Below are 24,963 nucleotides of genomic sequence, written 5' to 3'. Positions count from 1 at the left end.
CTCCTGTCGGGGGGCTGGTCAATCAGAGTACGGCCAGCTGGCTGTTGCGCAGGTCGGTAACCAGCATGCAGCCGGGGCTGTGGGTGATGGCCAGAGGTGGTTTCGCCTGTTCCAGCGCCACCTGCGGGGTTACCCCACAGGCCCAGAATACCGGAAGCTCGTCCTCGGCAATAGTCACCGCGTCGCCGTAGTCGGGGTGGTGCAGGTCGGCGATGCCGATCAGGGACGGATCGCCCAGGTGAACCGGAGCACCGTGCACGGCGGGAAACCGGGTGCAGATCTGGATTGCGCGAATCGCGTCCGCAGCCCGCATCGGGCGCATGCTCACCACCATGTTGCCGGCAAAGGGGCCGGCCGCTGTACAGGGCAGGCTGCTGCGGTACATTGGCACGTTGACGCCCTCCGAGACATTGCGCACGTCCAGTCCGTCTGCGAGCAGGGCCTCCTCAAAGGAGAAGGAGCAGCCAAGGGCGAAGGTCACCAGGTCCGGTTGCCACAGTGCATGCAGGTCGGCACGTTCCTCCTCGAAGGCACCGTTGCGGAACACGCGGTAACGGGGTACGTCGCTGCGGATGTCAATATCGCCCAGCAGCGGCAACGCTGTGTCGCCCGCCGCTGCGCTGACCGCCAGCAGGGGACAGGGCTTGGGATTGGCCTGGCAGAACCGGAGGAAATCATGCGCCCATTCCTGCGGCAGAATGACGATGTTGCACTGCACGAAGCCGGGCGCACAGCCCGACGTGTTGCCCGTGTGCTCCCCGGCGCGAATGCGCCGACGCAGTGCCGCAGGGGTCAGTGACGAATCCATTGAAGTCCTCGGTTGTCAAACAGGATAGGCGTGTGGAGCCGGCGCGCTGTATCCCGGATAATGTTCATCCCGTTGGTAACATCATAGTGGATTCGCCTCATGCTCGACCAGCTGTTACAGGTATTGACCCCGCGATACGTCAGTGAAGATGTCTTTGTCGCTGACAACATGCATCCCAGGGCGCCCCGCGTCTTTGGCGGGCAAGTGTTGGCACAGGCACTGCAGGCGGCGGCCGCCACGGTGCGTGCCGAACGCGCCGTGCATTCGCAACACGCCTATTTTCTGCGCCCGGGTGACCCCACTGAGGACATACGACTGGAGGTGGATCGGGCGCTCGATGGGGGCAGCCTGAGCTCGCGGCGTGTCGTGGCACTGCAGCGTGGCAAGCCGATACTGGTGTCTTCGGTATCCTTCCAGACCCCCGGTGCCGGCGAAGACTTCCAGCGCTCGGCACCTGAGGTGCCGCCGCCGGAAAGCCTGCCCAGCGAACGGCAACGAGCCCTGGAATCCGGTGACATGGACGACGCGTTTCCGCTGGTGACCGGGGAGGACCTCGATGTGCGCATGCTGACGCCCGTGGACTGGCACAATCCGCGCCCGCTGCCGCCGTCATTGTCGCTTTGGGTCAGGGCCAATGGTCGGGTAGACCACCCGGATTCGGTGCATGCGAGCCTGCTCGCGTATTTCTCCGATACGCTGATGATTGATGTGTGCCTCGCCGCGACCGGCCGCTCCTTCCTGCAGAAGGACCTGCAAGTGGCCAGCCTCGACCATGCCCTCTGGTTCCATGCGCCGGTGCATGCCGATGAATGGCTGCTGCATACGGTCGAGGCGGAGCGCGTGACGGCGGGTCGCGGCCTTGCGCACGGACGCTTCTTCAACCGCGACGGTGTACTGGTGGCATCCGTGTCCCAGCAAGGCCTGATGCGGCAGCGCTGATACGTTGCCACGTTGCATGGGGCATCTTATGATGGCCCGCCACATCGCGTAGACAGCAGCAAGGATCGTGACATGCCACACCCCGCCATCACTGCCGAAACCTATCCCCACAAGCCTGCCATCATCATGGGTGGCTCCGGCGAGGTGGTCACCTATGCCGACCTCGACGAGCGCAGCAATCAGGCGGCCCAGTTGTTCCGCTCCCTGGGGCTGAAGAAAGGCGACCACATCGGCATGATGCTGGTGAACTGTCGCCAGTTTCTGGAGATCTGCTGGGGCGCGCAGCGAGCCGGCCTGATCTTCACGCCGATCAGCACCCACCTGAAGCGGGACGAAACCGCCTATATCCTGGAGAACTGCGGGGCAAAACTGTTCATCGCGTCCCACTCGCTGGCAGCGGTGGCCGGTGAAATTCTCGCACTGGGCTCATCGGCGATCCGCCACTTTTACATGGTGGATGGCCTTGCCGATGGCTATGAGTCATGGGATGACAGCATTGGCCTGCAGCCGACAGAGCGCATCGCGGACGAGGCCAACGGGGTGCCCATGCTCTACTCATCGGGCACAACCGGCAAACCCAAAGGCGTATTCCTGCCGCCGCCCAGTGACGATGTCAATGCGCCGCACCCCCTGGCGGGCACTCTCGGCGCCGTGTTCGGCTTTGGCGAGGAAACTGTCTACCTGTCGCCGGCACCCCTGTATCACGCCGCACCGTTACACTACAACATGATGACGCTGTACCAGGGCGGCACCACGGTGGTCATGGAAAAATTTGATGCAGAAGCCGCGCTGGCGCTCATCGAAGAGCACCGCGCCACCCACAGCCAGTGGGTGCCGATCATGTTCGTGCGCATGCTGAAACTGCCCGAGGAGGTGCGCAAGCGCTATGACGTGAGCAGCATGCAGTTTGCAATCCACGCCGCGGCGCCCTGTCCGGTGGAGGTCAAGGAACAGATGATCGCCTGGTGGGGCGAGGTCATTGTCGAGTACTACGCGGCCAGCGAGGGCATTGGCATCACCATCATCGATTCTGCGAACTGGCTTACGCACAAGGGTTCTGTGGGGCCCGCACTGGTGGGCGCGGTACACATCGTGGATGATGAGGGTAACGAATTGCCCCCCGGGGAAATCGGTACCGTGTATTTCAGCGGCGACCAGGCCCAGTTCAATTATCACAAGGAGCCGGGCAAGACTGCAGAAGCCTTCAATGAGCGCGGCTGGGCGACAACGGGCGACGTGGGATATGTCGACAAAGAGGGCTTCCTCTACCTCACGGACCGCAAGAATTTCATGATCATCAGCGGTGGGGTAAACATTTACCCGCAGGAGATCGAAAATCTGCTGATCACCCACGATAAGGTCGCGGACGTTGCGGTGTTTGGCATTCCCAATGAGGAGTTCGGTGAAGAGGTGAAAGCGGTTGTACAGCCAGTGAACTGGGCGGATGCCACGGACGAGGTGGCTATCGAAATCATGGAGTGGCTGCGTGAGCGCATATCCCATATCAAGCTGCCGCGCTCGCTGGACTTTCACCAGCAGCTGCCGCGCATGGACAACGGTAAGCTCTACAAGCGGCACCTGGTCGAGGAATACCGCGGGGCGCACCGTGATCTGCCCAAAACCGGGGAAAACGACCCGCCTTCGTGATGGGTGGGGTGGCCAGAATTAACCTGTAATGCGTGTGGTCTTTGCAGTATGCTTGGAGCAAGGTCTCCGGCAACGAGGTAGCCAATGAGAACATCACGTAAACTTGCCCAACTGGAACGCCAGATGGCGAGTTGTTCAACGTATGAAGAGTGGCGCGAGGCCGCCATTGCCCACGATGAGCTCTCCGGCAAGCGCCGCTGGCGTGAGGTAGACCAGACCACGCAGTACGATTACAGCCAGATCCGCCTCCGCCTCGACCGTCTGCGCAGTCTGCGTTCCCGGCATGACTATCAGGGTCTGCTGTTCACCCTGAACGAAGGGATCCACGGGAATATGGGCGGCATGGGCCGCAGCTCGCTGTACCAGAATGCCAAATTCGGCACGAAACACCTGATTGAGCAGTATATCGACGAGGTTGCGGATTCGCTGCGTTACCTCGCCGAACTGGAGAGTGACGATGTCACGCTGCAGCAAAAGCTCGACTTTTTTTACCGTGCCAATATCTGTTTTGGCCGCTCGGCGCTGATGTTGAGCGGCGGCGGTGTGCTTGGGTTCTATCATCTCGGCGTGGTCAAGACGCTGCTCGAACAGGGCCTGTTGCCGCGGGTGATCTCCGGCTCCAGTGCCGGTTCGCTGGTCGCGGGCGTGGTCGGTTCGCATACGGATGAGGAGCTGCGGCACTTTTTTGACCCCAGCAACGTCCATTTCGAGGCGGAGCGTGAAGCCAGCGTGTTCTCACGCATGTTTCTCGGTCGCAACCCGCAAATTGACGTGCGGGATCTGGAGAACATCATCGCCCGGCTTATCCCGGAGATTACCTTCCAGGAAGCCTATGAAAAAACCGGGCGTCAGATCAGTATCACCGTTGCGCCGGCAGAAACTCACCAGCGCTCCCGGTTGCTGAATGCCATCACATCGCCCAACGTCTATGTGCGTTCAGCGGTGATGGCGTCCTGCGCCGTGCCAGGGGTGTTCCCGCCCGTGATGCTGATGGCGAAGAACGTGCACGGAGAGGCTCAGCCCTACCTGCCTACGCGCAAGTGGGTGGATGGGTCCATTGCCGATGATCTGCCGGCAAAACGACTGTCGCGACTGTACAGCACCAACCACTACATCGTGAGCATGGTGAACCCGATAGCCACCCCGTTTCTGCGCGGCAATCGTAAGAGTAATGGCCTGAGTGCCGCCCTGGGCAGCCTGGGTGTGGGTATCGGCCGTGAAGTGCTGAACTTCTACCGCGGCATGGTCCAGAAAAACGGTGACAACTGGCCGCGTTTCAACCTGCTGATGAACGGTATCCACTCCCTGATCGATCAGGAGTACAGCGGCGACATCAATATCGTGCCCAGCTTCCGCTGGTACAACCCGGCAAAGATTCTTTCCCACCTGTCTGAAAAGGAACTGGTGGCACTGATGGAGGGGGGCGCGCACTCGGCATTTCCCAACATCGAGGCAATCCGCATCTGTACCAAGATCAGCCGGGTCATGGAAGAGATACTGAATCGCTTTGAGTACGGTGATCTGCGGCCGGACAGTGGTCAGTACCGGCGACCCCGGGCGTCGCGGCGCCGGCCGCCGCCGACCCGGGCCGATCGGGAAGCCCAGCGGGAACACTTCACGACGCTGGAGGCTGCTGCGTCGAAGCCACCGCGGAAAGCCGCCAAGGCGCGGGTCAAGTCGCGGCGTAAGAGCCCTTCAGCGTCCGGCAAGAAGGACGCGACGGGAGAGCCTGGGCGTGCGGTGGCTTGATTTCCCCGTCATGATGCGGGCCGCTGCGTGAAACCCCTGGATTTCTCCCGGGAGCAGAAAGAGCGCATGGCGGGCAAGGTCAAGCGCTACCTCAACGAGGAACTCCAGCAGGACATCGGCAGTTTCGATGCCGAGTTCCTGGTCGATTTCATCGCCGAAGAGTTGGGCCCGTATTTCTACAATCGCGGTCTGTCTGACGCCATGAGCCTGTTTACCGAAAAGATGGGCGAACTCGATTATCAGGTGCAGGAGCTTGCCCAGGCCGAAGACTGAAACCTCAGTCGACGGCGCGCGGCGGCAGGTCGGGTTTTGCGTAGGCCATGCGTCGCAGGCGTTGGGTGCTGTAGTAGCTGTCCAGTCCGCTGAGTGCGACGGTGCCCGCTGCGCTGATATCTACCGAGCCGTCATCGGCCACGCAGTCATCAGGCACCTCCACCAGCACCACTTCCCCGATCAGCAGGTGCGTATCGTTGATGCGCAGCTGCTGATGCTCCCGCAGCTGCAGGCCCATGCGCACGCTGGCTTCCTGCACGAAGGGTGCGGCAAACCCCTCCATCCAGTACTCGCCTAACCCCGTCGCTGTAAATTCCGATTGCTCCCGAGGATAACGCGCCGCCGTCTGGTGTGCGGCTTCGATGAAGTGCTGGGCGACGTGGTTGATCGTGTAACACCGCGTGTCGAGGATGTTTTCCAGCGTGTGACGCTCAACCGGGCTGGGTCGCATGATCATTGCCAGCAGGGGCGGATGAGAGCCGAGGTGTACGACCGAGCTGATAATGGCGAGATTGCTGCTGCCGGCAGCGTCAGCGGTGCCCACCAGGTTGGCCGGTTTGAAGCCGCTGAGGGAGTTGATCAGGGCGGCGCGGTAGCGCGACGCCATGGCGGCGATGTCGCTTGCAGTGAAGTGCATGTGAATGTCCTAGTTGAGGTACAGGCGCCGGTAGCGGCGCTCTGCCCAGAGGCGGTAGATGCTGTCGGCCAGCGGGCGAATCAATGGCCAGCGCAGCCAGCGCCATAAGGGTCCCAGTCGGGTGTGCTGCCAGGCCATGACGTTGGCATCGATACCCGTCAGCAACTCACCGTTCGCTGTTTTCAGGTGCAGCGTTCTCAGCAGCGTTTCCCGGTCCGGCAGGTCCTCTCTGTCGTTCAGGCTGTGGATGTCCGTGAGCTGCAGGTCGGCATCGCACAGTTGCCCGAGTTTCGCCATTTCCCGGTTGCACAGCGGGCATTGGCCATCGTAGTAGAGTATGTCAGGCATGCAGGGCACTCACCGTATTGAAAACGTATGCCGGACAATACGTCTGTTTGGCGCTGCTGGATGCCTCGACACCGAGGCGCCAGCGCGCGGCACGGCTTACCCTAGTGGATCAGGTCAACGGCCAGTTGGGACAGCGGCTCCACCAGGTTGCCCCTGGCGTCCGCCTCCTGACTGGAGGCGGTACCTATCAGGGCCCGCTTCTTGATGCCCTGTACGATGGCCGCGAGGCGGAAGAGTGAGAATACCAGGTAGAAATTCCAGTTTTCGATGCCTGCACGTCCGGTGCGCTCGCAGTAGCGTGCAATATATTCCTCGTCGCTGGGTATCCCCAGTGCGGCACGGTCCACACCGCCCAGGCCTTTCATTGCGCTGTCGCGCGGCAGCATCCAGGCCATGCACTGGTTGGCGAGATCGGCCAGGGGGTGGCCCAGGGTGGAGAGCTCCCAGTCCAGCAGGGCGATGACGCGCGGCTCGGTCGCGTGGAACATCATGTTGTCCAGCCGGTAGTCGCCGTGTACCAGGCTCACCGTGCCGTCATCCTCCGGCATGTTTGCAGACAGCCAGCTCATCAGCATCTCCATGTTGGGCACGGTTCCGGTTTCCGAGGCGCGGTACTGGCGGGTCCAGCGTGCCAGTTGACGTTCAAAATAGTTGCCCGGCTTGCCGTAGTCGGAGAGTCCTACGGCATCCACATCCACTGAGTGCAGGGCTGCCATGGTCTTGTTCATGGCATCGTAGATGGCACCGCGCTCTTCATTGCTGGCAGCCTCCGGCAGCAGCGGGTCCCAGAGGATGCGGCCCTCCATGAACTCCATGACGTAGAACATGGAGCCGATGACGGATTCATCCTCACAGAGTACATGGGTTCGGGGCACCGGCACGTCGGTATCCTGCAGCGCGCGGATCACACGAAACTCGCGGTCGACTGCGTGCGCTGACGGCAGCAACTCACCCGGGGGCTTGCGGCGCAAGACGTAGGAACGGCCGTCAGCGGTCAGTTTGAACGTGGGGTTCGACTGTCCGCCGGGGAACTTCTCCGCGGTCAGGCCGTTCTTCATGCCGGGCAGGTAATCAGCCAGGTAAGCGGCGAGGCGTTTGGTATCGAGTTGCTGCGAGCTCATGATATTCCCTGTTGTGATCGGTTAACCGGCTAGTCTGGCGAGGGGTGGCCACAGCTACAATGACGCGGGGCGACAAAAATCTTGACCCGCGCCGACACCCGGCCGGGAGCGTTGAGCGCGCGTTCCCGTCCGGGTATGCTGCCGCTTCCTCCCGCAAACAAGTCTAACAGAGGTTTACGCGTGTACGAGCATTTGAAGCAGGCATGGCAACAGCTGACAGCACCCGGGCAGCCGTTTGAAGTCGAGACCGTGACGGTTTGTGGGGTACCAATCCGCAACTACCGCCATGCGCCACCCTCGCTGCGGGAAATCTGGTTGAGCACCGCAGGCCATGCGGACCGGGAGTATCTGGTGTACGGCGGCGAGCGCTGCACGTACAGCGAAGCACACACTTTTACCGCGAGCATCGCGCGCTGGATGCACGATGCCGGGGTGCGCCCGGGTGATCGAGTGGCGATTGCCATGCGCAATTTTCCCGAATGGATGCTCGCCTACTGGGCCGTGACCTCGATGGGGGCGGTGGTCGTTGGCATGAATGCCTGGTGGGTGGGGCAGGAAATGGCATTTGCGTTGGAGGACTCGGCGCCGACGCTGCTCATCTGTGACCGTGAGCGGCTGCAGCGCTTCTCCGAAATCCGTGAGCACTTCCCCGCGCTCAAGGTGGTCGCCGTGCGCCTGCAGGATGAGGCGCCGGCCTGGGCCACTGACTGGACCGAGGTGATCAATGCGGCACCGGAACTGCCCGCTGTGAGCATTGATCCGGATGATGACGCCTGTATTTTCTATACCTCCGGCACCACCGGGCGACCGAAGGGGGCTCGCCTGACGCACCGGGGCTGTGTCGCCAATGTCATGAACGTGGCGTTTATCAACACGGTACAGCCCATGGCGGTGGCGCTGGCCAATGGCAAGCCACCGCCGGCGCCCGGCTCCACGCCCGCGCCCAATTCCCTGCTGGCAACCCCGCTGTTTCACGTGACCGCCAACAACTGTGTTGCCCATGCCACCACGCTGGCTGGCGGCAAGCTGGTGCACATGTACAAGTGGGATGCGGCCGAGGCGCTGCGCCTGATCGAGGAGGAGGCGATAACCACCTTCAATGGGGTGCCGATGATGGCCCGAGAAATCCTCATGCACCCGGATTTCGCCCATCGGGATACCTCGTCGCTGCTCGTGTTGGGCGGCGGAGGCGCAGCGTTGCAGCCTGACCTGGTCGAGAAAATCCAGACCCGGTCGCGCGCCGCCCGCCCCAATACCGGCTATGGCATGACAGAAACCTCCGGCATCATCGCCGCGGTTTCCGCCGATTTCTTCGTCGACAAGCCGGCCAGTGTCGGGCCAGCCATGCCTACCCTCGAGGCCAGGTGTGTGGGGCCTTCCGGTGAGGACCTGGGTGTCAATGCCATTGGCGAGCTGTGGGTACGCGGCGCACCGGTGATCAAGGGGTATCTGAATCGACCGGAGGCGACAGCGGAAACCATCACGGAGGGCTGGCTGCATACCGGCGATATCGCGCGGATTGATGAAGATGGCTTTATTTTCCTGGTCGACCGCGCCAAGGATATGGTGCTGCGTGGCGGCGAAAACGTCTACTGTGCGGAGGTTGAAAATGCCCTCTTCGCCCACGATGCAGTGGCAGAGTGTGTGGTGTTTGCCGTCGCCGATGAACGACTTGGCGAGGAGGTGGGAGCCGCCGTGTATCTACACCCGGGTGCAGTGCTCGACGCCACGCAGCTGCGTGCCCACTGTGCCGGTCAGCTCGCCCCGTACAAGGTTCCACGTTACATCTGGTTTCTGCCGGAGCCGCTGCCGAGAAACGCCAATGGCAAGTTTCTCAAGCGGGAGCTCCGCGAGACACTGCGACTGGAGGACGCGCAGTGATCAGCTCTCCACAAAGGCGCGCTCAATCACGTAGTGTGCCGCCTTGCCGTGGCGCGACTCGTGGAAGCCCCGTGCGTTGAGCAGCGCCCCCATGTCTTTCAGCATGCTCGGGCTGCCACACAGCATGAAGCGGTCGTGTTCCGGATCAATGTTCTGCAGGCCGACATCCGCGGGTAATGTACCGTTGCTCAAGAGGTCGGTCAGGCGCCCGGTGTTGCGGTAGGGTTCCCGGGTCACGGTAGGGTAATAGGTCAGTTTGCTGCGAATCTCCTCGCCGAGATACTCGTGCTCGGGCAACTCCCGGGTGATGGTGTCCTGGTAGGCGAGTTCGCTGGCGCTGCGACAGCCGTGGGCCAGAATGACACGATCAAAACGCTCGTAAATGGCCGGGTCCTTGATGATGCTGAGAAAGGGGGCCAGCCCTGTGCCGGTACCCAGCAGGTACAGGTTGCGTCCAGGGAGGAGGTTGTCCAGCACCAGTGTCCCTGTCGCCTTGCTGTTGACCAGCAGTTCGTCACCAACACGGATGTTCTGCAAGTGCGAGGTGAGTGGGCCATCTGCGACCTTGATACTGAAGAACTCCAACTGCTCCTCATAGTTGGCGCTGGCCATGCTGTAGGCGCGCAGCAGGGGGCGTCCCTCCCGCTCCAGCCCAATCATGGTGAAGTGGCCGTTCTCGAAGCGAAACCCGGGGTTGCGCGTGGTCTTGAAGCTGAACAGGCGGTCCGTCCAGTGATGTACATCGGTGACCCGTTCCCGCAGTAGCGTGGCCATTGCTGATCTCCTGCCAGAGGTGAAGTAACAGCCCTACTGTAGGCGTCAGTTATATATTGGTAAAACGGGTTTTATAAATATAAAATATCGAATTTACCAATATAGGTGCCCGGCATGCGCTACACCCTGAGGCAGCTCGAGGTCTTTGTGGCCACGGCACAACATGAAAACATCAGCCGCGCGGCCTCGGCGTTGGCAATGTCCCAGTCCGCAGCCAGTGGTTCACTGCGCGAGTTCGAGCAGCAATTTGATGTGCAGTTGTTCGACAGGGTGGGCAAACGGCTGCGCCTGAGCGAACTGGGTCGCCAGTTGCGTCCGGCGGCAGAGGAATTGCTGGCACGCGCGCGGGCTCTGGAACAGGCGCTGTCAGGCGAGGAGGTCAGTGGTCGTTTGCAGGTGGGGGCCACGCTCACTATTGGCAATTACCTCGCCGTGCCGATGATCGCCGCCTTCCGCGCCCGCTACCCAGCAGCCGATGTGGCTCTCAGCGTTGCGAATACGGCAGCGATTGCCGACAGGGTGGCGCATTATGCGCTGGATATCGGTCTGGTCGAGGGGGAACTGAGCCACCCTGACCTGAGCTGTGAACCCTGGCAGATGGATGAGCTGACGGTGTTCGCCGCTCCGGGCCACCCACTGGCGCGAAAACAGGCGCTCACGGATGACGATCTGCTGGGGCTGGACTGGATTGTGCGTGAGCCTGGCTCAGGTACCCGACAAACATTCGACCGCGCCATGCACGGCATTTTGCCCGCACTGCGCGTTGTTCTGGAGCTACAGCATACCGAGGCTATCAAACGCGCCGTTGAAGCAGGTCTCGGGGTGGGGTGCCTGTCGCGCATCAGTCTGGTGGAGGCTTTTGCCCGGGGTTCCCTGGTCCCGTTGCGCGTCCCCGGGCGCGATTTCACGCGGCGCCTGCAGATCGTCCTGCACCGGCAGAAGTTTCACACCGCTGCCCTGCGCCAGTGGCTGGCACTGTGCCATGAACAGGCGCAGTGAACACTCGTCGCGAAGGCGGGTACACTACGCACATGTTGAATACGGATAACAGCGGGCAGGCGCCCATTGAACCGATTGATGCGGTGCAGCGCGCGCAGGTGGTGCAGGCAACACAGCATTGGGTGGAGCAGGCCGCGCTACTGCTACAGCGTTCGCTGCCGCAGCCTGCGGTCCTGTTCGACCTGCGTGGCGGCACGGCCGGCATGTTCCGGGTGCAGCGTGGGCTGTGCAGCATCCGCTACAACCCGTGGATCTTTGCCAGGCATTTTCAGGAGAACCTCCAACACACGGTGCCTCACGAGGTGGCGCATTACGCGGTGCATGTGCATTACCCGAACCGGCGCCTGAAACCGCATGGGCCGCAATGGCGGCGCATGATGCAGCTGTTCGGCGTGCCGCCGAAGGTGACTTTCGACCTGGCGCTGGACGGGGTGCCGATGCGTCGCCAGCAGCGCCACCCCTATCACTGCGGCTGTCGTGAGCATGCGGTATCAACCGTGCGCCACAACCGGATGCGGGAGGGTCGAGCCCGCTACCTGTGTCGTTACTGCAAGGGCGCCTTGGTGCCGTTTGACCAGTAGTGTTGCACTAGTTCACCGTAACGGCGAGTTCCACGCCGCTGAACGGTTCCGCGGCCTCATCATTGTCTACCGGGGTGATTTCCAGTCGTAGCTCAGCGATACCTGCCTGCAGTAAAATATCCCGTGCAGTGGCGGCGCGCTGCTGCGCGAGTTGCGCCAGCGCTGCCTCAGGCACTGGCCATTGGTCACGGATGATGCGCGCCTGTTGTAACACGGAAGGTGCCTCGCTCGCCGGCTCTGTCTCCTGACCGGTCGGTGGGGGCGGTGCAAGCCCGCCGTACAGGTCGCTTATGACATCTTCCCAGGCCCGGGTGCGATCGCGAATATCCTCGGCAGCCAGGCCGGCCTCAAGCAGGGCGGCTTCAAACAGCTGGCGCTGCAACTGCGTGCGGTCGCTGTCCCGTTCCACGCGGCCGGTGATCTGCAGCCGCAGGTCCGGCCTTTGCTGCATGGCGGCGGCGAGGTCACGCAGCTTGCCCTGGCCGTGGGCGTCCAGCTCGCTGCTGCCAGCCGCAAAATCCACGGTGTCCAGATCCTCGCTACTGCCCACGAGCTTGGCGAGCAGGGCAAAGGGCGCGGTAACTGCCTTGGTCAACAGGTTGACGAAAGCGCCGGCAATCACGCTGCCCAGGCTGAACTGAGGGTTGTTCACGTCGCCGCTGACGGGGACGGCAATATCGATAACCCCGTTGCTGTCGGTGAGCAGGGCAATGCCAAGCCGCAGGGGCAGATCCATTGCCTTGCTGCTATCTACCCGTTCACCCAGCTGCAATTGCTTGATGACGATCTGGTTGTTCCCCTGCAGACGGTCATTTTCCAGAGCGTACTGCAGATCGGCGGTCATTACGCCATCTTCGATCGCATAACCTGCATAGGTGCCTGAATAGGGTGTCAGACGCGACATATCCAGGCCCCGGAAGTGCAGGGTGAGGTCGAGTGCGGGCGGGCTCTGTAACGGGCTCGCGGTGCCCCTGAGTGTTACCGGCGCATAGCCGTCCACTGAGCCCTTGAGGTCCACCGCCAGCGCCTGACCGGGGCGCGTACTGAGGTTGCTGAGGGTGCCATCCAGGTCGCCGATCACCGCACGGAAGCGAATGGGCAGCGACTCGTCGAGGAAGTCCAGCGTGCTGTCGGATACAAAGATCGCGGGCAGGTCAGCTGTCCAGGCTGCTTCGGGCAGGTCCGCGGCGACGTCGTCGGTCTCGCCTTGCGGCGCGCCCTGATCCGGCGCCTCCACACTCTTCGCGGCATCTTCAGCGAGTATCCGCTGGGCGTTGATCTGCCCATCCTCCTCAATGTGCAGGCGGCCCTCGTAGCCTTCGATGTGGAGTTCGGCGAGACTGACGCTGCGTGCCTCAGGCTGCACCGCCAGACCAGTCCATGAGACGCTGTCCCAGCGGGTCAGCGCATTCTCCGCACCGAGCAGGCGCATGGAAAAATCGCTCACAGCCCCGTCTGCAGCAACGCTTAGGGGGAAGAAGTTCAGCAGCTGTACGGTGCCGCTGGTGCGCGCCTCGCCGCTGCTGATCCGGGCCTGCAAAACGGTGGGTAGGTTGGGGGCGAACCAGGCCAGGGGGAGTGCGTCCAGGGCGAAGGCGATATTCCCCGAGCCGTCTCCTGCGTGCAGCGCACCCGCAAGGTCCAAACGGGCCGCATCATTGACCTCGAGCGACAAGGAGAGCGCCGAAGGCGCCGTTGCGGGCCAATGCAAGTCCCGTAACTCGGCGGTCACTGGCGCGATGCGCAGCAGCGCCGGGTCGGTGAACTCACTGCGCCAGCGCAGTTCGCTGTGTTCCAGGGCGGCGAGGTTGAGGCGCAGTGCCCACCCGTTACCCGCGGGTTCACTGGAGGTTTGCGGCGTGTCGGCTGTCGGCTGTTGCGCGACAGCGGGCAGCAGCATCTCGGTCAGGCTCACGCGCTTGCCTTCGCTCCAGCCCTCGACCGCCAGACCGTTGATGCCCAGCCTGTCCAGGGTGACCGCCTTCGTTGCGCTGTCCAGCTTAACTCCGGTCACTTGCAGGGCTTTTAACGCCACTCCGGTATCTGGCAGTTGCGCCACCTGCTCGGGTGCGAGAGTGATGTCCTTGAGCGTCAATGTGCCGTCTGCCACGGTGTAGTGCAGGGCCTTTGACCAGTCCACTGTGTAATCGAGCCCCAGGTCAAGCTGGCCGCTCAGCAGCTCGAAGGCCACCCAGGGTCTGGCGAAACGCAGCGCGGGCTGCAGGTCGATACGGTGCAGTTGCAGGTGGCCGCTGCTACGGCCGGTGGGAATAGACAGCTCGCCCTCCCAACGCAGTTGCCCGCCACCCTCGGTGCCGGCGCGCAGTTGGTAGGGCTGCCCCTCCGGCTTTACCGTCGACAGATCCGTTATCGTGAGGCTGAATCCGTCCAGGTGCGTGCTGTACGCATCGGGATGCAGGTGATCGGTTACCGCGATGCGTGTGGCGTCTAGCGACAGTTCTCCGATAGTGATGCCGGGCAGCGCAGCGTCCTCTTCCGCCGGCTCGCTCTCGTCGTTCTGTGACAGGAAGTCGGCGATGTTAAGCTCGCCACCTGCCTGCCGTCTCAGGTGTACCTCGAGGCCCTCCAGGGTGATGCTATCCAGTACCACGCCATTCCCGGCCAGTGAGGTCAGTGACAGATTCACCTCGGCGTGGTTGAAGGCCAGAAACGGACTGCCGTCTGGCTCGCTGAGCGTTGCCTCGCGCACCTCGACAGCGAGTGTGAAGGGGTTGAAGAGAATCAGTTCGGTACCCAGTTGCCGACCGTAGTGATCCTGCAGGAAGCGGTGGGGCAGGATGTTCAGTGCCGGCAGCACAATCAGTACGCTGCAGGCAAGGTACACGGCATAGGCAATCAACAGCCCTTTCACGACGCTGTACACGGATTGACCTCCAGAAGTCATGGTCAGCTGCCTACTATACGGCAAATGCCGCTGCGATCGCAGGGCGTGTCTAGAGGCCCTTGCGGTAGGTGTAGGGTGTCAGGCCGGTCCAGCCCTTGAACGCGCGGATAAACGCGCTGGCTTCCGAGAAACCCGAGCGGTGGGCAATTTCCTCAATCGAAATGCCCTGTTTGCCGAGGAAGTGCAGTGCGGTGTCGCGTCGCAGCTGGTTCTTGATGTCCTTGAAGGTAGTGCCCTCTGCAGAGAGTCGGCGCCGCAGTGTCTGCGGGTGAATGTCCAGGGTTTCGGCAACGGTACTCAACTCTGGCATTTCGTGCAGGCTGTGGCGGATCTGGTCGCGAACCCGCGCCGTCCAGCTGTTGCGCGGGAAGTCCTGGGTCAGCATCATCAGGACGGGGTGGCGCAGGTAGTGGCGCAGTCCCTGTTCCGACTGGGTGATGCGCTTGTCCATCAGGGCCGCCGAGAACACCAGTTCACAGTGGTCGGCCTCAAAGTGAACCGGATTGGCGAGGAACATGTGCCGATAGTCCTCTGGCCGCGCGGCGGGCGCGTAACTCAGGTTGACCGCCTGTATCGGCAGGTGCTCTTGCACCAGCCAGCTGCAAAACCGGTGGGCATTGAACAGCATGAGTTCCACGGGCCAGGCCTCCAGCGATGTCAGGCTTTGCGCGTGGAGGCGCAGCCGAACCTGGTCAGCCTCTTCAATCAAACCGGGCCAGGGCGACGAGTCGAACAGCTGAAAGAAGCGGCAGTAGCGATTCAGTGCCTGCCCCAGCGTTTCGCAGCCGATCACCGCGTGGCACATCATGGACCATGTGCCGATGGGCAGCCGGCGTGAGGCATAGCCGAGGGATTCGTCCTGCATGGCGAGCATGGTGCTCACCTGCAGGTCGGCGTAACGCTCAATGGAAATGCGCGCTCCGTCCTCCAGCAGCAGTCGCGGGGAGATGCGGTTCTTGCGCAGCAGCTCCATCGGGTCGAGGCCAATCGCGACCGCGTTACGCAGCACCGCACGCGCAAAGTACACCGAGATCGACAGCTCACGCATCAGGCGGGTCTGCCATTGCGCGAGATCTGCACGGGCTTGTGCTCGACAGCCGCCACGCGATTCCGCCCGGTGTGCTTGGCCAGCGTCAGTGCCCGTCGAGCGTCGGCGCAGAGCTGTTCCAGCGAGCCGTCGGCCCGCGTGTCGGCGACGCCCAGACTCACCGTGAGGGGAATGGGGTGGTCATCGATGTGCAGACCCGAGGTGGCAAGGTGCTGCTGGATGCGCTCGGCGAGTTTGCGGGCCGAGTCCAGGGTGGAGTTGGGCAGTACAGCGAGGAAGGTATCGTCGTCGTAACGGGCAATGGCGTCGCTGGCGCGGCACTCCGCTTCCAGACAGCGCGCCACCTGCTGCAGTGCCCGGTCACCTGCGCCGTCACCGAAATTGTTGTTCAGTTGGCGCATGTGATCGATGTTCAGCATGATCGCTGCGGTGGGCTGGCCATGCCGGGCGGCGTTGGCCAGGGTGACGTGCAATGCGCTTTCCAGGCCGCGTCGATTGAGCAGGCGGGTCAATGGGTCCAGTGTATTCATGCGCCGCAGTTGCGCTTGCTGTTCGAGCAGCACTGCAGCGAGATAGCCCAGTACAATGAGTACGTGCGCGGCCCCGAGCAGTGCCGCCGCAGCGCCGCCAAAGGGCTGCGGTGTTCCCGTGTGCAACTGGCGCAAGGACTCGAGCATCGCCAGGCACAGGATGAGCCCGGCCACTGCGACCAGCGCATCCCCCGCATTATGTTCGCGCCAGCTGCGCTGCGCGTGCAGCACCGCCAGTGCACCACCAAGGAGGGTGCTGCCTGCCGCATAGACCTGGGCGGAATGCGGTGGCTCCAGCGTCAGGACGCCGAGGCTGCTGGCCGCGAACAGCAGCCCGAGCAGCACACGGCCCCCGGCCATAGCGCTGCGCGACATGCCGGCGAGGAGCAACAGGCTGCTGCTCAGCAGTGATGCGATGAAGGGTACGGACGGCGGCACAGAGAACTCTGTGAGACCGGTCACTGCGGCAGTAGCACCCGCGAACAGTGCCAGCAGGAAATACAGGGTGAACAGGCCCAGCCCTCCGGGGGGTGGCCGCACGCCACTCAGCACGTGCAGAATGAACAGCTGAGACCCGACGAGCGCAAACAGTGCGCCGTAGTGCAGGGAATTGATCGTATCGAACAGGCTACTCGTCATGTCGGGCTAGGGCTCGGCCGCCAAGGGCTGTCAGTTTAAGTCAATAAAATTGTTTGCAGGGGTCATTGTTGCACTGTCCCCTGCTCACCATACTGTGGTGTTATTCCTGTAGCTACCAGAGGCAATTGATCATGTTGCAACGCGACTTTACGGACGAACAGATTATGTTCCGTGATGCCTACCGCAAATTTCTCGCTGCGGAGATTGTGCCACATATGGAGGCGTGGCGAGAGGCAGGTATTGTCGATCGTTCCGCTTTCCGCAAGGCCGGTGAAAAGGGCTTCCTGATGGTGTGGCCGGAAGAGAAGTATGGCGGTATGGGAGACCCGGATTTCCGCTTCGAGCAGATCATCATCGAAGAAGCGGCCTATGCGCGCGTCGGTGACTGGTACAGCACGCTGCACAGCCGGTTGGTCGGCCCCTACTTCACCCGTTTCGGCAATGAGGAGCAGTGCCAGCGTTTCCTGCCGCGCTGTGTGAGTGGAGAGTGCATTCTTGCCGTCGCCATGACCGAGCCAGACGCCGGCAGCGACCTGGCCGGTATGCGCTCTACCGCCGTAGAGCAGGGTGATCACTGGGTGCTGAACGGTTCCAAGACCTACATCTCCAATGGTATCAACGCCGATGTCGTGATTGTTGCGGCAAAGACTGACCCCGAAAACAACCCCCATCATATGACCCTGTTTCTGGTTGAACGGGGCATGGAGGGCTTTGAGCGCGGGCGCAACCTGAAAAAGATGGGCCTCAAGGCCCAGGATACCGCCGAGCTGTTCTTCAACGATGTCAAGGTGCCGAAGGCCAATGTCCTGGGCGAGCCTGGCAAGGGGTTCATCTACCTGATGGAGGGGCTGGCGGAAGAGCGCTTGATCGGGGCCTGCGGCTACCTGTCGGCGGCGCAGCTCTCCTGGGATCTGACCGCAGAGTTCGTGCGCGAGCGGAAGGCCTTTGGCAAACCGCTGGCGGCGTTCCAGAATACCCAGTTCAAGCTGGCGGAAATGCGTACCCAGCTCGATATTGCACAGATTTTTGTCGACCAGTGCGTGCGCGCGTTTAATAATGGCGCGCTGACGGCTGTGGACGCCGCCAAGGCCAAGCTGGTCACCAGTGAGTTACAGATTGCCGCTGCGGACCTCGGTGTCCAACTGCACGGCGGTGCCGGGTATATGGATGAATACCCGATCAGTCGCCAGTGCACAGACGCCAAGATCGCGACGATTTACGCGGGCAGCTCCGAGGTGATGAAGATCATCATCAGCCGTGATTGTCTTTCGGACAACTATACGCCGTTCAACACGCGGAATTTCTGATCACAGCAACACTGACTTTTTCAAGCAGGAGAACATCATGGATTTGAAAGGAAAAGTAGCCATTGTTACCGGGGGGGCTTCCGGCCTGGGCCGTGCCACGGTAGAAGCCTACGTGGCAAAGGGCGTCAAGGTCGCCATTTTCGACCTGAATGAAGCCAACGCGCAGGAGGTGATCAGCAAGCTGGGCGCTGACAACGTTGCCTTCTGGAGTGTCAACGTGGCCGACGAAGACTCTGTGCGCGAGGCGGTGGCGGGCGTCGTCGACACCTTCGGCGCGGTGCACATCTGCAACAATTACGCCGGTATCGGCAGCGCCTGCAAGACCCTGGGCAAGAATGGGCCGTTCCCGCTGGATCAGTTCCTGCCGGTGATCAATGTGAACCTGGTGGGCACCTTCAATGTCGCCCGCTATGCCGCCGAGCAGATGGCGAAAAACGCGCCGGTAAACGGCGACGACGGCCGGGGTGTGATCATCAACACGGCGTCCATCGCGGCGATGGAGGGCCAGGTTGGCCAGCTGGCCTACAGCGCCAGCAAAGGCGGTATTGTCGGTATGACGCTGCCCATGGCGCGTGACCTGGCAAGCTACGGCATCCGCGTGAACACCATCGTACCGGGCCTGATTCACACACCGTTGTTCGAAAGCCTGCCGGAGGCGGCCTACAATTCTCTGGCCAGCAGTGTCTGTTACCCGCGTCGGCTTGGTCGCCCGGAGGAAATTGCGCATCTGTCGGTTTTCATCGCCGAGAACGACTATGTGAATGGCGAATGCATCCGGCTGGATGGCGCCATTCGCATGCAGCCGCGCTAGGAGGGCGTCACCATGGGACCTTTGAACGGATTTACCGTAATCGAACTGGCCGGCATCGGGCCTGCTCCAATGGGGGGCATGATGCTGGCAGACATGGGTGCCGAGGTGATTCGCATTGAGCGTGCCAATGGTGCCGATCTGAAACAGTTGAAAGACGTCAGTGCGCGGGGCAAGAAGTCCGTCGTGCTGAACCTCAAGCATCCTGAAGGCGTCGAGACGCTGTTGCGCATGGTTGAGAATGCGGATGTCCTCATTGATCCCTATCGCCCTGGAGTCTGCGAAAAACTCGGCATCGGGCCTGATGCCTGCATGGCGCGCAATCCCCGCCTGGTGTTTGCACGCATGACTGGCTGGGGCCAGGACGGGCCACTGGCGCGCGCCGCAGGACACGACATCAATTACATCTCTCTCACCGGCGCGCTATTTGCTACTGGGCGACGCAACGAAAAGCCGGTGCCGCCGCTGAATCTGGTCGGCGACATGGGTGGCGGCGGCATGCTGTTGGTAAACGGTGTGCTGGCGGCCTTGCTGGAAGCGGCCAACTCGGGCAAGGGCCAGGTGATTGACGTGGCAATGGTCGACGGTGCGGCGCAGCTGATGTGGATGTTCCATGGCTTTGAGGCCGTTGGTGCCTGGGATGCCTCCCAGCGTGAGGCCAACCTGCTGGATGGCGCAGCCCATTTCTATGACACCTACGAGTGTGCCGATGGTCGCTACATTTCCCTGGGTTCGATTGAGCCGCAGTTTTATGCATTGCTGATGCAACTCGCGGAGCTTCCTGAAGCGGACTTCGCGAACCAGCATGATGTAGCGCGCTGGCCCGAGCTGACGGAAAAGCTGGCGGCGATCATCAAGCAGAAGACACAGGCCGAATGGTGCGAACTCATGGAGGGCACTGACGTGTGCTTTGCGCCGGTACTGTCCTTCACCGAGGCGCCCAGCCACCCGGCCAACGTCGCCCGAAACACCTACATCGAGGTGGACGGCGTCACGCAGCCGGCTCCCGCGCCGCGTTTCAGCCGCACCCCGTCGAGCGTGGCGCACGGGCCGCGTGCCCTGGGCGAGGATACGGCTGCTACACTGGCTGCCATGGGGTTCGCCGAGAGTGAGATTCACGCATTACGCGACGCGGGCACGATTGGCTGAACCTGAGCGCAACGAGGAAAGGAACCATGGCGAATTACGAAACGGTGACAGTAGAACGCTTCGACCAGGTGGCTCTGGTCAGCCTGAACCGGCCGGATAACCTGAATGCGTTCAACGCGGCACTGCGGCGCGACATACTGCTGGCGATCAATGACGTGAATGCGGACCCCGGTATCCGCGTCGCCGTGCTGACCGGCGCCGGGCGGGCGTTCTCGGCGGGCGCAGACCTGGGCGAAGTGACCGGTGCAGATTTCGATGTAGAGCACCAGCTCAACAGCGAATACAAGCCGGTGCTGCTGGCCATCCACGAGGCGCCGATACCCTGGATCAGCGCGGTCAATGGCGCTGCGGCAGGCGTGGGCAGCGCGTTCGCCATGGGCTGCGACCTCACCGTGATGGCCGACAATGCCTACGTGTACCAGGCCTTCGCGGCGATCAGTCTGGTCCCCGATGGCGGTGCCACCTGGCACCTGGCCAGGACGCTGGGGCGCAAACGTGCCTACGAGCTGATTGTCACCGGTGAGAAGCTGCCTGCGCAGCGCTGTCAGGAACTCGGGCTGTGTAACCGGGTGGTTGCTGCGGATGCGCTGGTCGCGGAGTCACTCGCCTGGGCGCAGGAACTCGCTGCCAAGGCGCCACTGGCCCTGCGATATGCCAAGGAATCCCTGAATTTTGCCCTGGAGCAGGATCTGTCGGCGACGATATCCCAGGAGGCCCGACTGCAGAAAATCTGCATTGGCAGTGCTGACGCAAAAGAGGGTGTCGAAGCCTTCATTGGCAAGCGTGCACCTGTCTGGCAGGGCAAGTAGGCGGGGCCCCGTGCCCGCCGTCACCGCATGACGGAAAAGCTGCGCCCTGAGCTACTGGCGCTGCGTGAGCGACTGCAACGCACCCAGGACGATAATCGCGCCGAGGCGCGGACCCGACGGCATGCCGCCGGGTATCGCACGGCTCGCGAAAACCTCTACGACCTGGTCGACGAAGACAGCTTCCAGGAATATGGGCAGCTGGCGGTGGCGGCGCAGCGCACGCGGCGCGACTATCTGGAGCTGCAAAGCAGCACCGCTGGCGATGGCATTATCACCGGTACCGCAACCATCAACGCAGATCAGGTCGGGGTGCAGGCAGCTCGCGCTGCGGTGGTGATCAACGACTACGCGGTCCTGGCAGGTACCCAGGGTTTCTTTCATCATCGCAAGCTGGACCGCCTGTGTGAGCTTGCGGAGCAGCACCGCCTGCCGGTGGTCATGTTTACCGAGGGAGGGGGTGGCCGTCCCGGTGACACCGATGTGCTGACACACATTGCCGGGCTACATGTGGAGTCCTTTGCAACCTGGGCTCGACTGGCCGGCCGGGTGCCGCGTATTGCAGTCAACAACGGTTATTGCTTTGCCGGTAACGCGGCGCTTTTTGGCTGTGCCGACTTCACCATCGCCACGCGGGCTTCGTGGATAGGCATGGCCGGTCCGGCCATGATCGAGGGCGGTGGGCTGGGCAAGGTCGCCGCCACCGACATCGGCCCGCTGGAAGAGCAGTTAAAAAACGGCGTCGTGGATATTCCCGCCGAGAACGAAGCGCATGCCACCGCCCTGGCCAGGCAGCTGCTGGGGTATTTCCAGGGGCCAGTGCGCGAGTGGTCCTGCGTCGACCAGAGCGCGTTGCGCGCTGCCGTGCCGGAAGACCGGCGCTGGGCCTACCCGGTGCGCAAGGTCATCGAGACGCTGGCGGACAGTGGGTCGTTCCTCGAATTGCGTCGCGTCTACGGGCGCAGCATCATCACTGGATTCATCCGGCTCGAGGGTCTGCCGGTCGCGCTGATTGCCAACGACTGTCAGCAGCTGGGTGGGGCGGTGGATGCCGAATCGGCGGAAAAAGCGGCTCGTTTTCTGGGCGTGTGCGATGCCTTTGGCCTGCCGGTATTGTCGCTGACGGATACCCCGGGGTTCATGGTGGGGCCGGCAAGCGAACGGCAGGCAGCGGTGCGCCGCATGTCCTCGCTGTTTACCACCGGGGCCCGTTTGCAGGTGCCGGTGGTGGCGGTTTTCCTGCGCAAGGGCTACGGGCTGGGTGCCATGGCCATGACCGGGGGCAGCTTCCTTGCGCCGGTCTACGCCGCTGCCTGGCCCACGGGGGAGTTCGGTGGCATGGGACTCGAAGGCGCAGTGCGCCTGGGCTACCGGAAGGAACTGGAGGCGGTGGAAGATCCCGCTGAGCGCGAGCAGCTGTTCGAGCAACTGCTGGCGAAAATGTACGAGGCCGGCAAAGCCACGGAGGCCGCATCCTTTCTGGAGATTGACGCGGTTATTGACCCGGCGGATACCCGGGCCGAAGTGTTGCGTGCCCTGCGGGCTGCGGGCATCTGTTCGCAGCCTGCCGCCCCAGGGCCAGCGGCGCCATAAACCCTGTTTTCACACAAGTTGGAGAAATACCATGCAGAACCTGTTTAACGTCAGTGGGAAAGTGGCCGTAGTAACCGGCGGTTCGCGCGGTATTGGGGCGATGATTGCCGAGGGTTTCGTGGCCAACGGTGTTAAAACCTACATCACAGCGCGCAAGGTCGAGGAGCTTGAAGCCACCGCGGAGCGTCTTTCCGCGTACGGGGAGTGTATTGCGATCTCCTCGGACCTCTCCACCCTGTCGGGGATTACCGCGTTTGCTGCGGCGCTGCATGAGCGTGAGTCTGCACTACACATTCTGGTCAATAACGCCGGGGCAACCTGGGGCGCAGCTATCGACGAATTTCCGGAGAGTGGTTGGGACAAGGTGATGGACCTGAACGTCAAATCAATCTTCTTCCTCACCCAGCAGATGCTGCCATTGCTGCGCGCCGCGCGCCGCGAAGACGACCCGGCCCGCGTGATCAATATTGGCTCGGTGAACGGTATTACCAATGCCCACGGCAATAACTACGGCTACAGTGCAAGCAAGGCGGCGGTACACCAGCTGACCCGGCAACTGGGTGCTGACCTGGCCAAGGAGGGCGTCAACGTCAATGCCATTGCCCCCGGGCTCTTCCCGAGCAAGATGACGTCGCATCTGCTACCGCATGAGGCGGAACTGGTGAAGAGCTTTCCAATCAGCCGTATGGGGTCCCCTGAGGATGCGGCGGGCACTGCGATCTACCTCAGTTCACGCGCCGCTGCCTGGGTGACCGGCCACGTACTGGTGCTGGATGGTGGCCTGGTTGCCGAAGCCTGAGGTGCCCGCCGCCGGTCCGCAGCGCGTTCCGGCGGCAGGATCTGGAGCCTGGGCTCACTCCGTCGTCGTGTTCGCGTAGAGCGTCACCCACTCGGTCAGCAGTCGCACGCCATAGCCGGTCGCGCCGGTCAGCGGCGGTTTGCTGGTGGTTTCATAACGGCCGTTTCCGGCCATGTCGACATGCACCCAGGGCGTATCGCCGGCAAATTGCTGCAGGAAAACAGCGCCCGCCTGCGCGCCAGGGGCGCCCGTGTTGCGGATGTCAGCTACCGTGCTGTCAATGATTTCTTCATAGGGGCCCAGGGGCAGGCGCCACACCCGCTCCCGGGTCAGCTCTCCAGCCTGGGTCACACTGTCGACCAGTGTATCGTCGGCACTGAACACGGCGGCATAGTCGCGGCCCAGGGCGCGCACCTTGGAGCCGGTCAGGGTGGCGATATCGGCAATGACCCGTGGTTTGAATTTCTCCCGTGCGTACCAGATGCCATCCGCGAGTACGAGACGCCCCTCGGCGTCGGTGTTGGCGATTTCGATGGTGATACCGCTCGCCGATTTCACGATGTCTCCTGGCAACTGTGCTGTGCCCGAGACGGCGTTCTGTGACAGCGGCATAACGCCGACCACGTTGACCGGTGCGCGTTGGCGCGCCAGTGCCTCCAGCGTGCCCGCCACTGCCGCGGCACCGGCCTTGTCACCGGTCATGGCAAGCAGGGATTCGGCATCCAGCTTCAGGTTGTAGCCGCCGCTGTCGAAGGTGATGCCCTTGCCGACCAGCGCGATGGGCGCGTCCTTGCTGCCGCGCCACTGCGCGATCAGCAGGTGCGAGCCGTGCTGGCTGCCGCGGCTGACGCCGTACAATGCCGCCATGCCCTCCTGAAGAACCTGCTTGGGTGTCAGCACGGTGATTTTTATCCCGAGGGGCTCCAGACGCTGCCTGACATGGTCTGCGAAGGCGGCGGGGTAGCCGTCACTGCCCGGGAGGTTGGTCAGTTCCCGGGCGGTAAAGACGCCCTCCGCGAGGGCACGCAGCTGTGTATAGCGCGCCTCGGTCGTCTTCGGGTCGGAGACCAGCCAATGATAGGTTTGTGCCGGACGCGGCTCCGGGGCAGACTTGTAGCGGTCAAAGCGGTAGTTCGCCAGGTCAGCGCCGTGTGCCACGGCTGCGACCAGGGCGCTGTGACTGGCATTCTGCGGCAACAGTCCGGTGTTGACCGCGACAATGCGCGAAGGTCGCGTCGCCAGATGCAGTGCCAGGGCCGCGCCCACAGACTCTGCATCTGCCCGTTGCAGCGTCGCGCCGTCGCCCATCCCCAGCGCGACCAGTCGTTTCGCATGCATTCCCGCGGGAGCAAGCACTTCGAACTGTTCGCCGAGGGCACCGGTAAACGCCTGGGCATCTATCGCCCGCTGAAACTGGGCCACCGTCTCTGCCGGCCATGCAGCGGGTGCAGCGGGAGTGCCGTCTGCAAACAGTGGCACCAGCACCACCACTGTATCTGCCTCGGCAGGTGATGTTTCGCTGAACAGGTTCTGTGTTTCCAGGTAGTCGGCTTGTGTAAGGCTGGTGGCGAGCAGCAGACCGACGGCTGCGCAGTAGCGAAGCATAGTCTTCATGGTGGGAG

Annotated in this window: 22 protein-coding genes; 13 read left to right on the top strand and 9 right to left on the bottom strand. The window is 62.5% G+C overall.

The window, feature by feature from the left end:
• Nucleotides 1-22 precede the first annotated feature (22 nt).
• Nucleotides 23-808, bottom strand: coding sequence for a putative hydro-lyase (locus tag R3E49_RS14740; protein WP_371295740.1), 786 nt, complete (start codon nucleotides 806-808; stop codon nucleotides 23-25).
• A 99-nt stretch (nucleotides 809-907) separates the two neighbouring features.
• Here R3E49_RS14740 and R3E49_RS14735 point away from each other — a divergent pair, with 99 nt between their 5' ends.
• The 4 genes from R3E49_RS14735 to R3E49_RS14720 all read left to right on the top strand — a co-directional run bounded on the left by R3E49_RS14735 (nucleotide 908) and on the right by R3E49_RS14720 (nucleotide 5,416).
• Complete coding sequence (locus R3E49_RS14735; protein WP_371295739.1) at nucleotides 908-1,747, top strand: acyl-CoA thioesterase; 840 nt, start codon at nucleotides 908-910, stop codon at nucleotides 1,745-1,747.
• A 72-nt stretch (nucleotides 1,748-1,819) separates the two neighbouring features.
• Nucleotides 1,820-3,394: an acyl-CoA synthetase gene (locus tag R3E49_RS14730; RefSeq protein ID WP_371295738.1), complete on the top strand. Its 1,575-nt coding sequence runs from the start codon at nucleotides 1,820-1,822 to the stop codon at nucleotides 3,392-3,394.
• An 84-nt stretch (nucleotides 3,395-3,478) separates the two neighbouring features.
• Nucleotides 3,479-5,143 carry a DUF3336 domain-containing protein gene (locus tag R3E49_RS14725; RefSeq protein ID WP_371295737.1) on the top strand — a complete coding sequence of 555 codons (1,665 nt, stop codon included), beginning with the start codon at nucleotides 3,479-3,481 and terminating at the stop codon, nucleotides 5,141-5,143.
• A gap of 27 nt (nucleotides 5,144-5,170) precedes the next feature.
• Nucleotides 5,171-5,416, top strand: coding sequence for a DUF2164 domain-containing protein (locus tag R3E49_RS14720; RefSeq protein WP_371295736.1), 246 nt, complete (start codon nucleotides 5,171-5,173; stop codon nucleotides 5,414-5,416).
• A 4-nt stretch (nucleotides 5,417-5,420) separates the two neighbouring features.
• Here the strand turns inward: R3E49_RS14720 and R3E49_RS14715 are convergent, their stop codons facing one another.
• The 3 genes from R3E49_RS14715 to R3E49_RS14705 all read right to left on the bottom strand — a co-directional run bounded on the left by R3E49_RS14715 (nucleotide 5,421) and on the right by R3E49_RS14705 (nucleotide 7,522).
• Nucleotides 5,421-6,053, bottom strand: coding sequence for a flavin reductase family protein (locus R3E49_RS14715; protein WP_371295735.1), 633 nt, complete (start codon nucleotides 6,051-6,053; stop codon nucleotides 5,421-5,423).
• Nucleotides 6,054-6,062: 9 nt separating this feature from the next.
• Nucleotides 6,063-6,401, bottom strand: coding sequence for a thiol-disulfide oxidoreductase DCC family protein (locus R3E49_RS14710; RefSeq protein ID WP_371295734.1), 339 nt, complete (start codon nucleotides 6,399-6,401; stop codon nucleotides 6,063-6,065).
• 101 nt (nucleotides 6,402-6,502) lie between these two features.
• Nucleotides 6,503-7,522 (bottom strand): phosphotransferase family protein, encoded by a 1,020-nt coding sequence (locus tag R3E49_RS14705; RefSeq protein WP_371295733.1) that lies wholly within the window; start codon nucleotides 7,520-7,522, stop codon nucleotides 6,503-6,505.
• 180 nt (nucleotides 7,523-7,702) lie between these two features.
• Here R3E49_RS14705 and R3E49_RS14700 point away from each other — a divergent pair, with 180 nt between their 5' ends.
• Nucleotides 7,703-9,403 carry a class I adenylate-forming enzyme family protein gene (locus R3E49_RS14700; protein ID WP_371295732.1) on the top strand — a complete coding sequence of 567 codons (1,701 nt, stop codon included), beginning with the start codon at nucleotides 7,703-7,705 and terminating at the stop codon, nucleotides 9,401-9,403.
• On the opposite strand, the gene R3E49_RS14695 is transcribed toward R3E49_RS14700, so the two are convergent.
• Nucleotides 9,404-10,177, bottom strand: a complete 774-nt coding sequence (locus R3E49_RS14695; RefSeq protein ID WP_371295731.1) for a ferredoxin--NADP reductase — start codon at nucleotides 10,175-10,177, stop codon at nucleotides 9,404-9,406.
• 114 nt (nucleotides 10,178-10,291) lie between these two features.
• On the opposite strand from R3E49_RS14695, the gene R3E49_RS14690 reads away from it, so the two are divergent.
• Together R3E49_RS14690 and R3E49_RS14685 are read left to right on the top strand one after the other, a co-directional pair.
• Nucleotides 10,292-11,176 (top strand): LysR substrate-binding domain-containing protein, encoded by an 885-nt coding sequence (locus tag R3E49_RS14690; RefSeq protein WP_371295730.1) that lies wholly within the window; start codon nucleotides 10,292-10,294, stop codon nucleotides 11,174-11,176.
• Nucleotides 11,177-11,208: 32 nt separating this feature from the next.
• Complete coding sequence (locus R3E49_RS14685) at nucleotides 11,209-11,757, top strand: SprT-like domain-containing protein (protein ID WP_371295729.1); 549 nt, start codon at nucleotides 11,209-11,211, stop codon at nucleotides 11,755-11,757.
• Nucleotides 11,758-11,764: 7 nt separating this feature from the next.
• On the opposite strand, the gene R3E49_RS14680 is transcribed toward R3E49_RS14685, so the two are convergent.
• From R3E49_RS14680 to R3E49_RS14670, 3 genes are all read right to left on the bottom strand, one after another.
• A complete protein-coding gene (locus tag R3E49_RS14680; protein WP_371295728.1) occupies nucleotides 11,765-14,641 on the bottom strand; it encodes a DUF748 domain-containing protein in 2,877 nt (958 codons plus the stop codon).
• A gap of 70 nt (nucleotides 14,642-14,711) precedes the next feature.
• Entirely contained in the window at nucleotides 14,712-15,710 is a 999-nt protein-coding gene (locus tag R3E49_RS14675; RefSeq protein WP_371295727.1) for an AraC family transcriptional regulator, read from the bottom strand.
• On the bottom strand, nucleotides 15,710-16,879 hold the full coding sequence (locus R3E49_RS14670) for a GGDEF domain-containing protein (RefSeq protein ID WP_371295726.1): 1,170 nt from the start codon (nucleotides 16,877-16,879) through the stop codon (nucleotides 15,710-15,712). Before R3E49_RS14670 ends, R3E49_RS14675 begins: the two co-directional genes overlap by 1 nt.
• A gap of 131 nt (nucleotides 16,880-17,010) precedes the next feature.
• Here R3E49_RS14670 and R3E49_RS14665 point away from each other — a divergent pair, with 131 nt between their 5' ends.
• Genes R3E49_RS14665 through R3E49_RS14640 form a run of 6 tightly spaced genes read left to right on the top strand, consistent with a single transcriptional unit; the run spans nucleotide 17,011 to nucleotide 23,341 of the window.
• A complete protein-coding gene (locus tag R3E49_RS14665; RefSeq protein ID WP_371295725.1) occupies nucleotides 17,011-18,186 on the top strand; it encodes an acyl-CoA dehydrogenase family protein in 1,176 nt (391 codons plus the stop codon).
• Nucleotides 18,187-18,223: 37 nt separating this feature from the next.
• Complete coding sequence (locus R3E49_RS14660) at nucleotides 18,224-18,997, top strand: SDR family NAD(P)-dependent oxidoreductase (RefSeq protein ID WP_371295724.1); 774 nt, start codon at nucleotides 18,224-18,226, stop codon at nucleotides 18,995-18,997.
• Between the two features lie 12 nt (nucleotides 18,998-19,009).
• The gene (locus tag R3E49_RS14655) at nucleotides 19,010-20,143 is read left to right on the top strand and encodes a CaiB/BaiF CoA transferase family protein (protein WP_371295723.1); all 1,134 of its coding nucleotides are present in this window, start codon (nucleotides 19,010-19,012) and stop codon (nucleotides 20,141-20,143) included.
• 26 nt (nucleotides 20,144-20,169) lie between these two features.
• A complete protein-coding gene (locus tag R3E49_RS14650) occupies nucleotides 20,170-20,952 on the top strand; it encodes an enoyl-CoA hydratase/isomerase family protein (RefSeq protein WP_371295722.1) in 783 nt (260 codons plus the stop codon).
• Between the two features lie 27 nt (nucleotides 20,953-20,979).
• Entirely contained in the window at nucleotides 20,980-22,542 is a 1,563-nt protein-coding gene (locus R3E49_RS14645; protein ID WP_371295721.1) for an acyl-CoA carboxylase subunit beta, read from the top strand.
• 31 nt (nucleotides 22,543-22,573) lie between these two features.
• Entirely contained in the window at nucleotides 22,574-23,341 is a 768-nt protein-coding gene (locus tag R3E49_RS14640) for an SDR family NAD(P)-dependent oxidoreductase (RefSeq protein WP_371295720.1), read from the top strand.
• A 54-nt stretch (nucleotides 23,342-23,395) separates the two neighbouring features.
• Here the strand turns inward: R3E49_RS14640 and R3E49_RS14635 are convergent, their stop codons facing one another.
• Complete coding sequence (locus R3E49_RS14635; protein WP_371295719.1) at nucleotides 23,396-24,955, bottom strand: M17 family metallopeptidase; 1,560 nt, start codon at nucleotides 24,953-24,955, stop codon at nucleotides 23,396-23,398.
• Between the last annotated feature and the right edge of the window lie 8 nt (nucleotides 24,956-24,963).

Origin of the sequence: Haliea sp., assembly GCF_041395985.1 — a bacterium.
Classification (GTDB): domain Bacteria; phylum Pseudomonadota; class Gammaproteobacteria; order Pseudomonadales; family Halieaceae; genus Haliea.
This window is presented reverse-complemented; position numbering and strand designations above follow the sequence as displayed.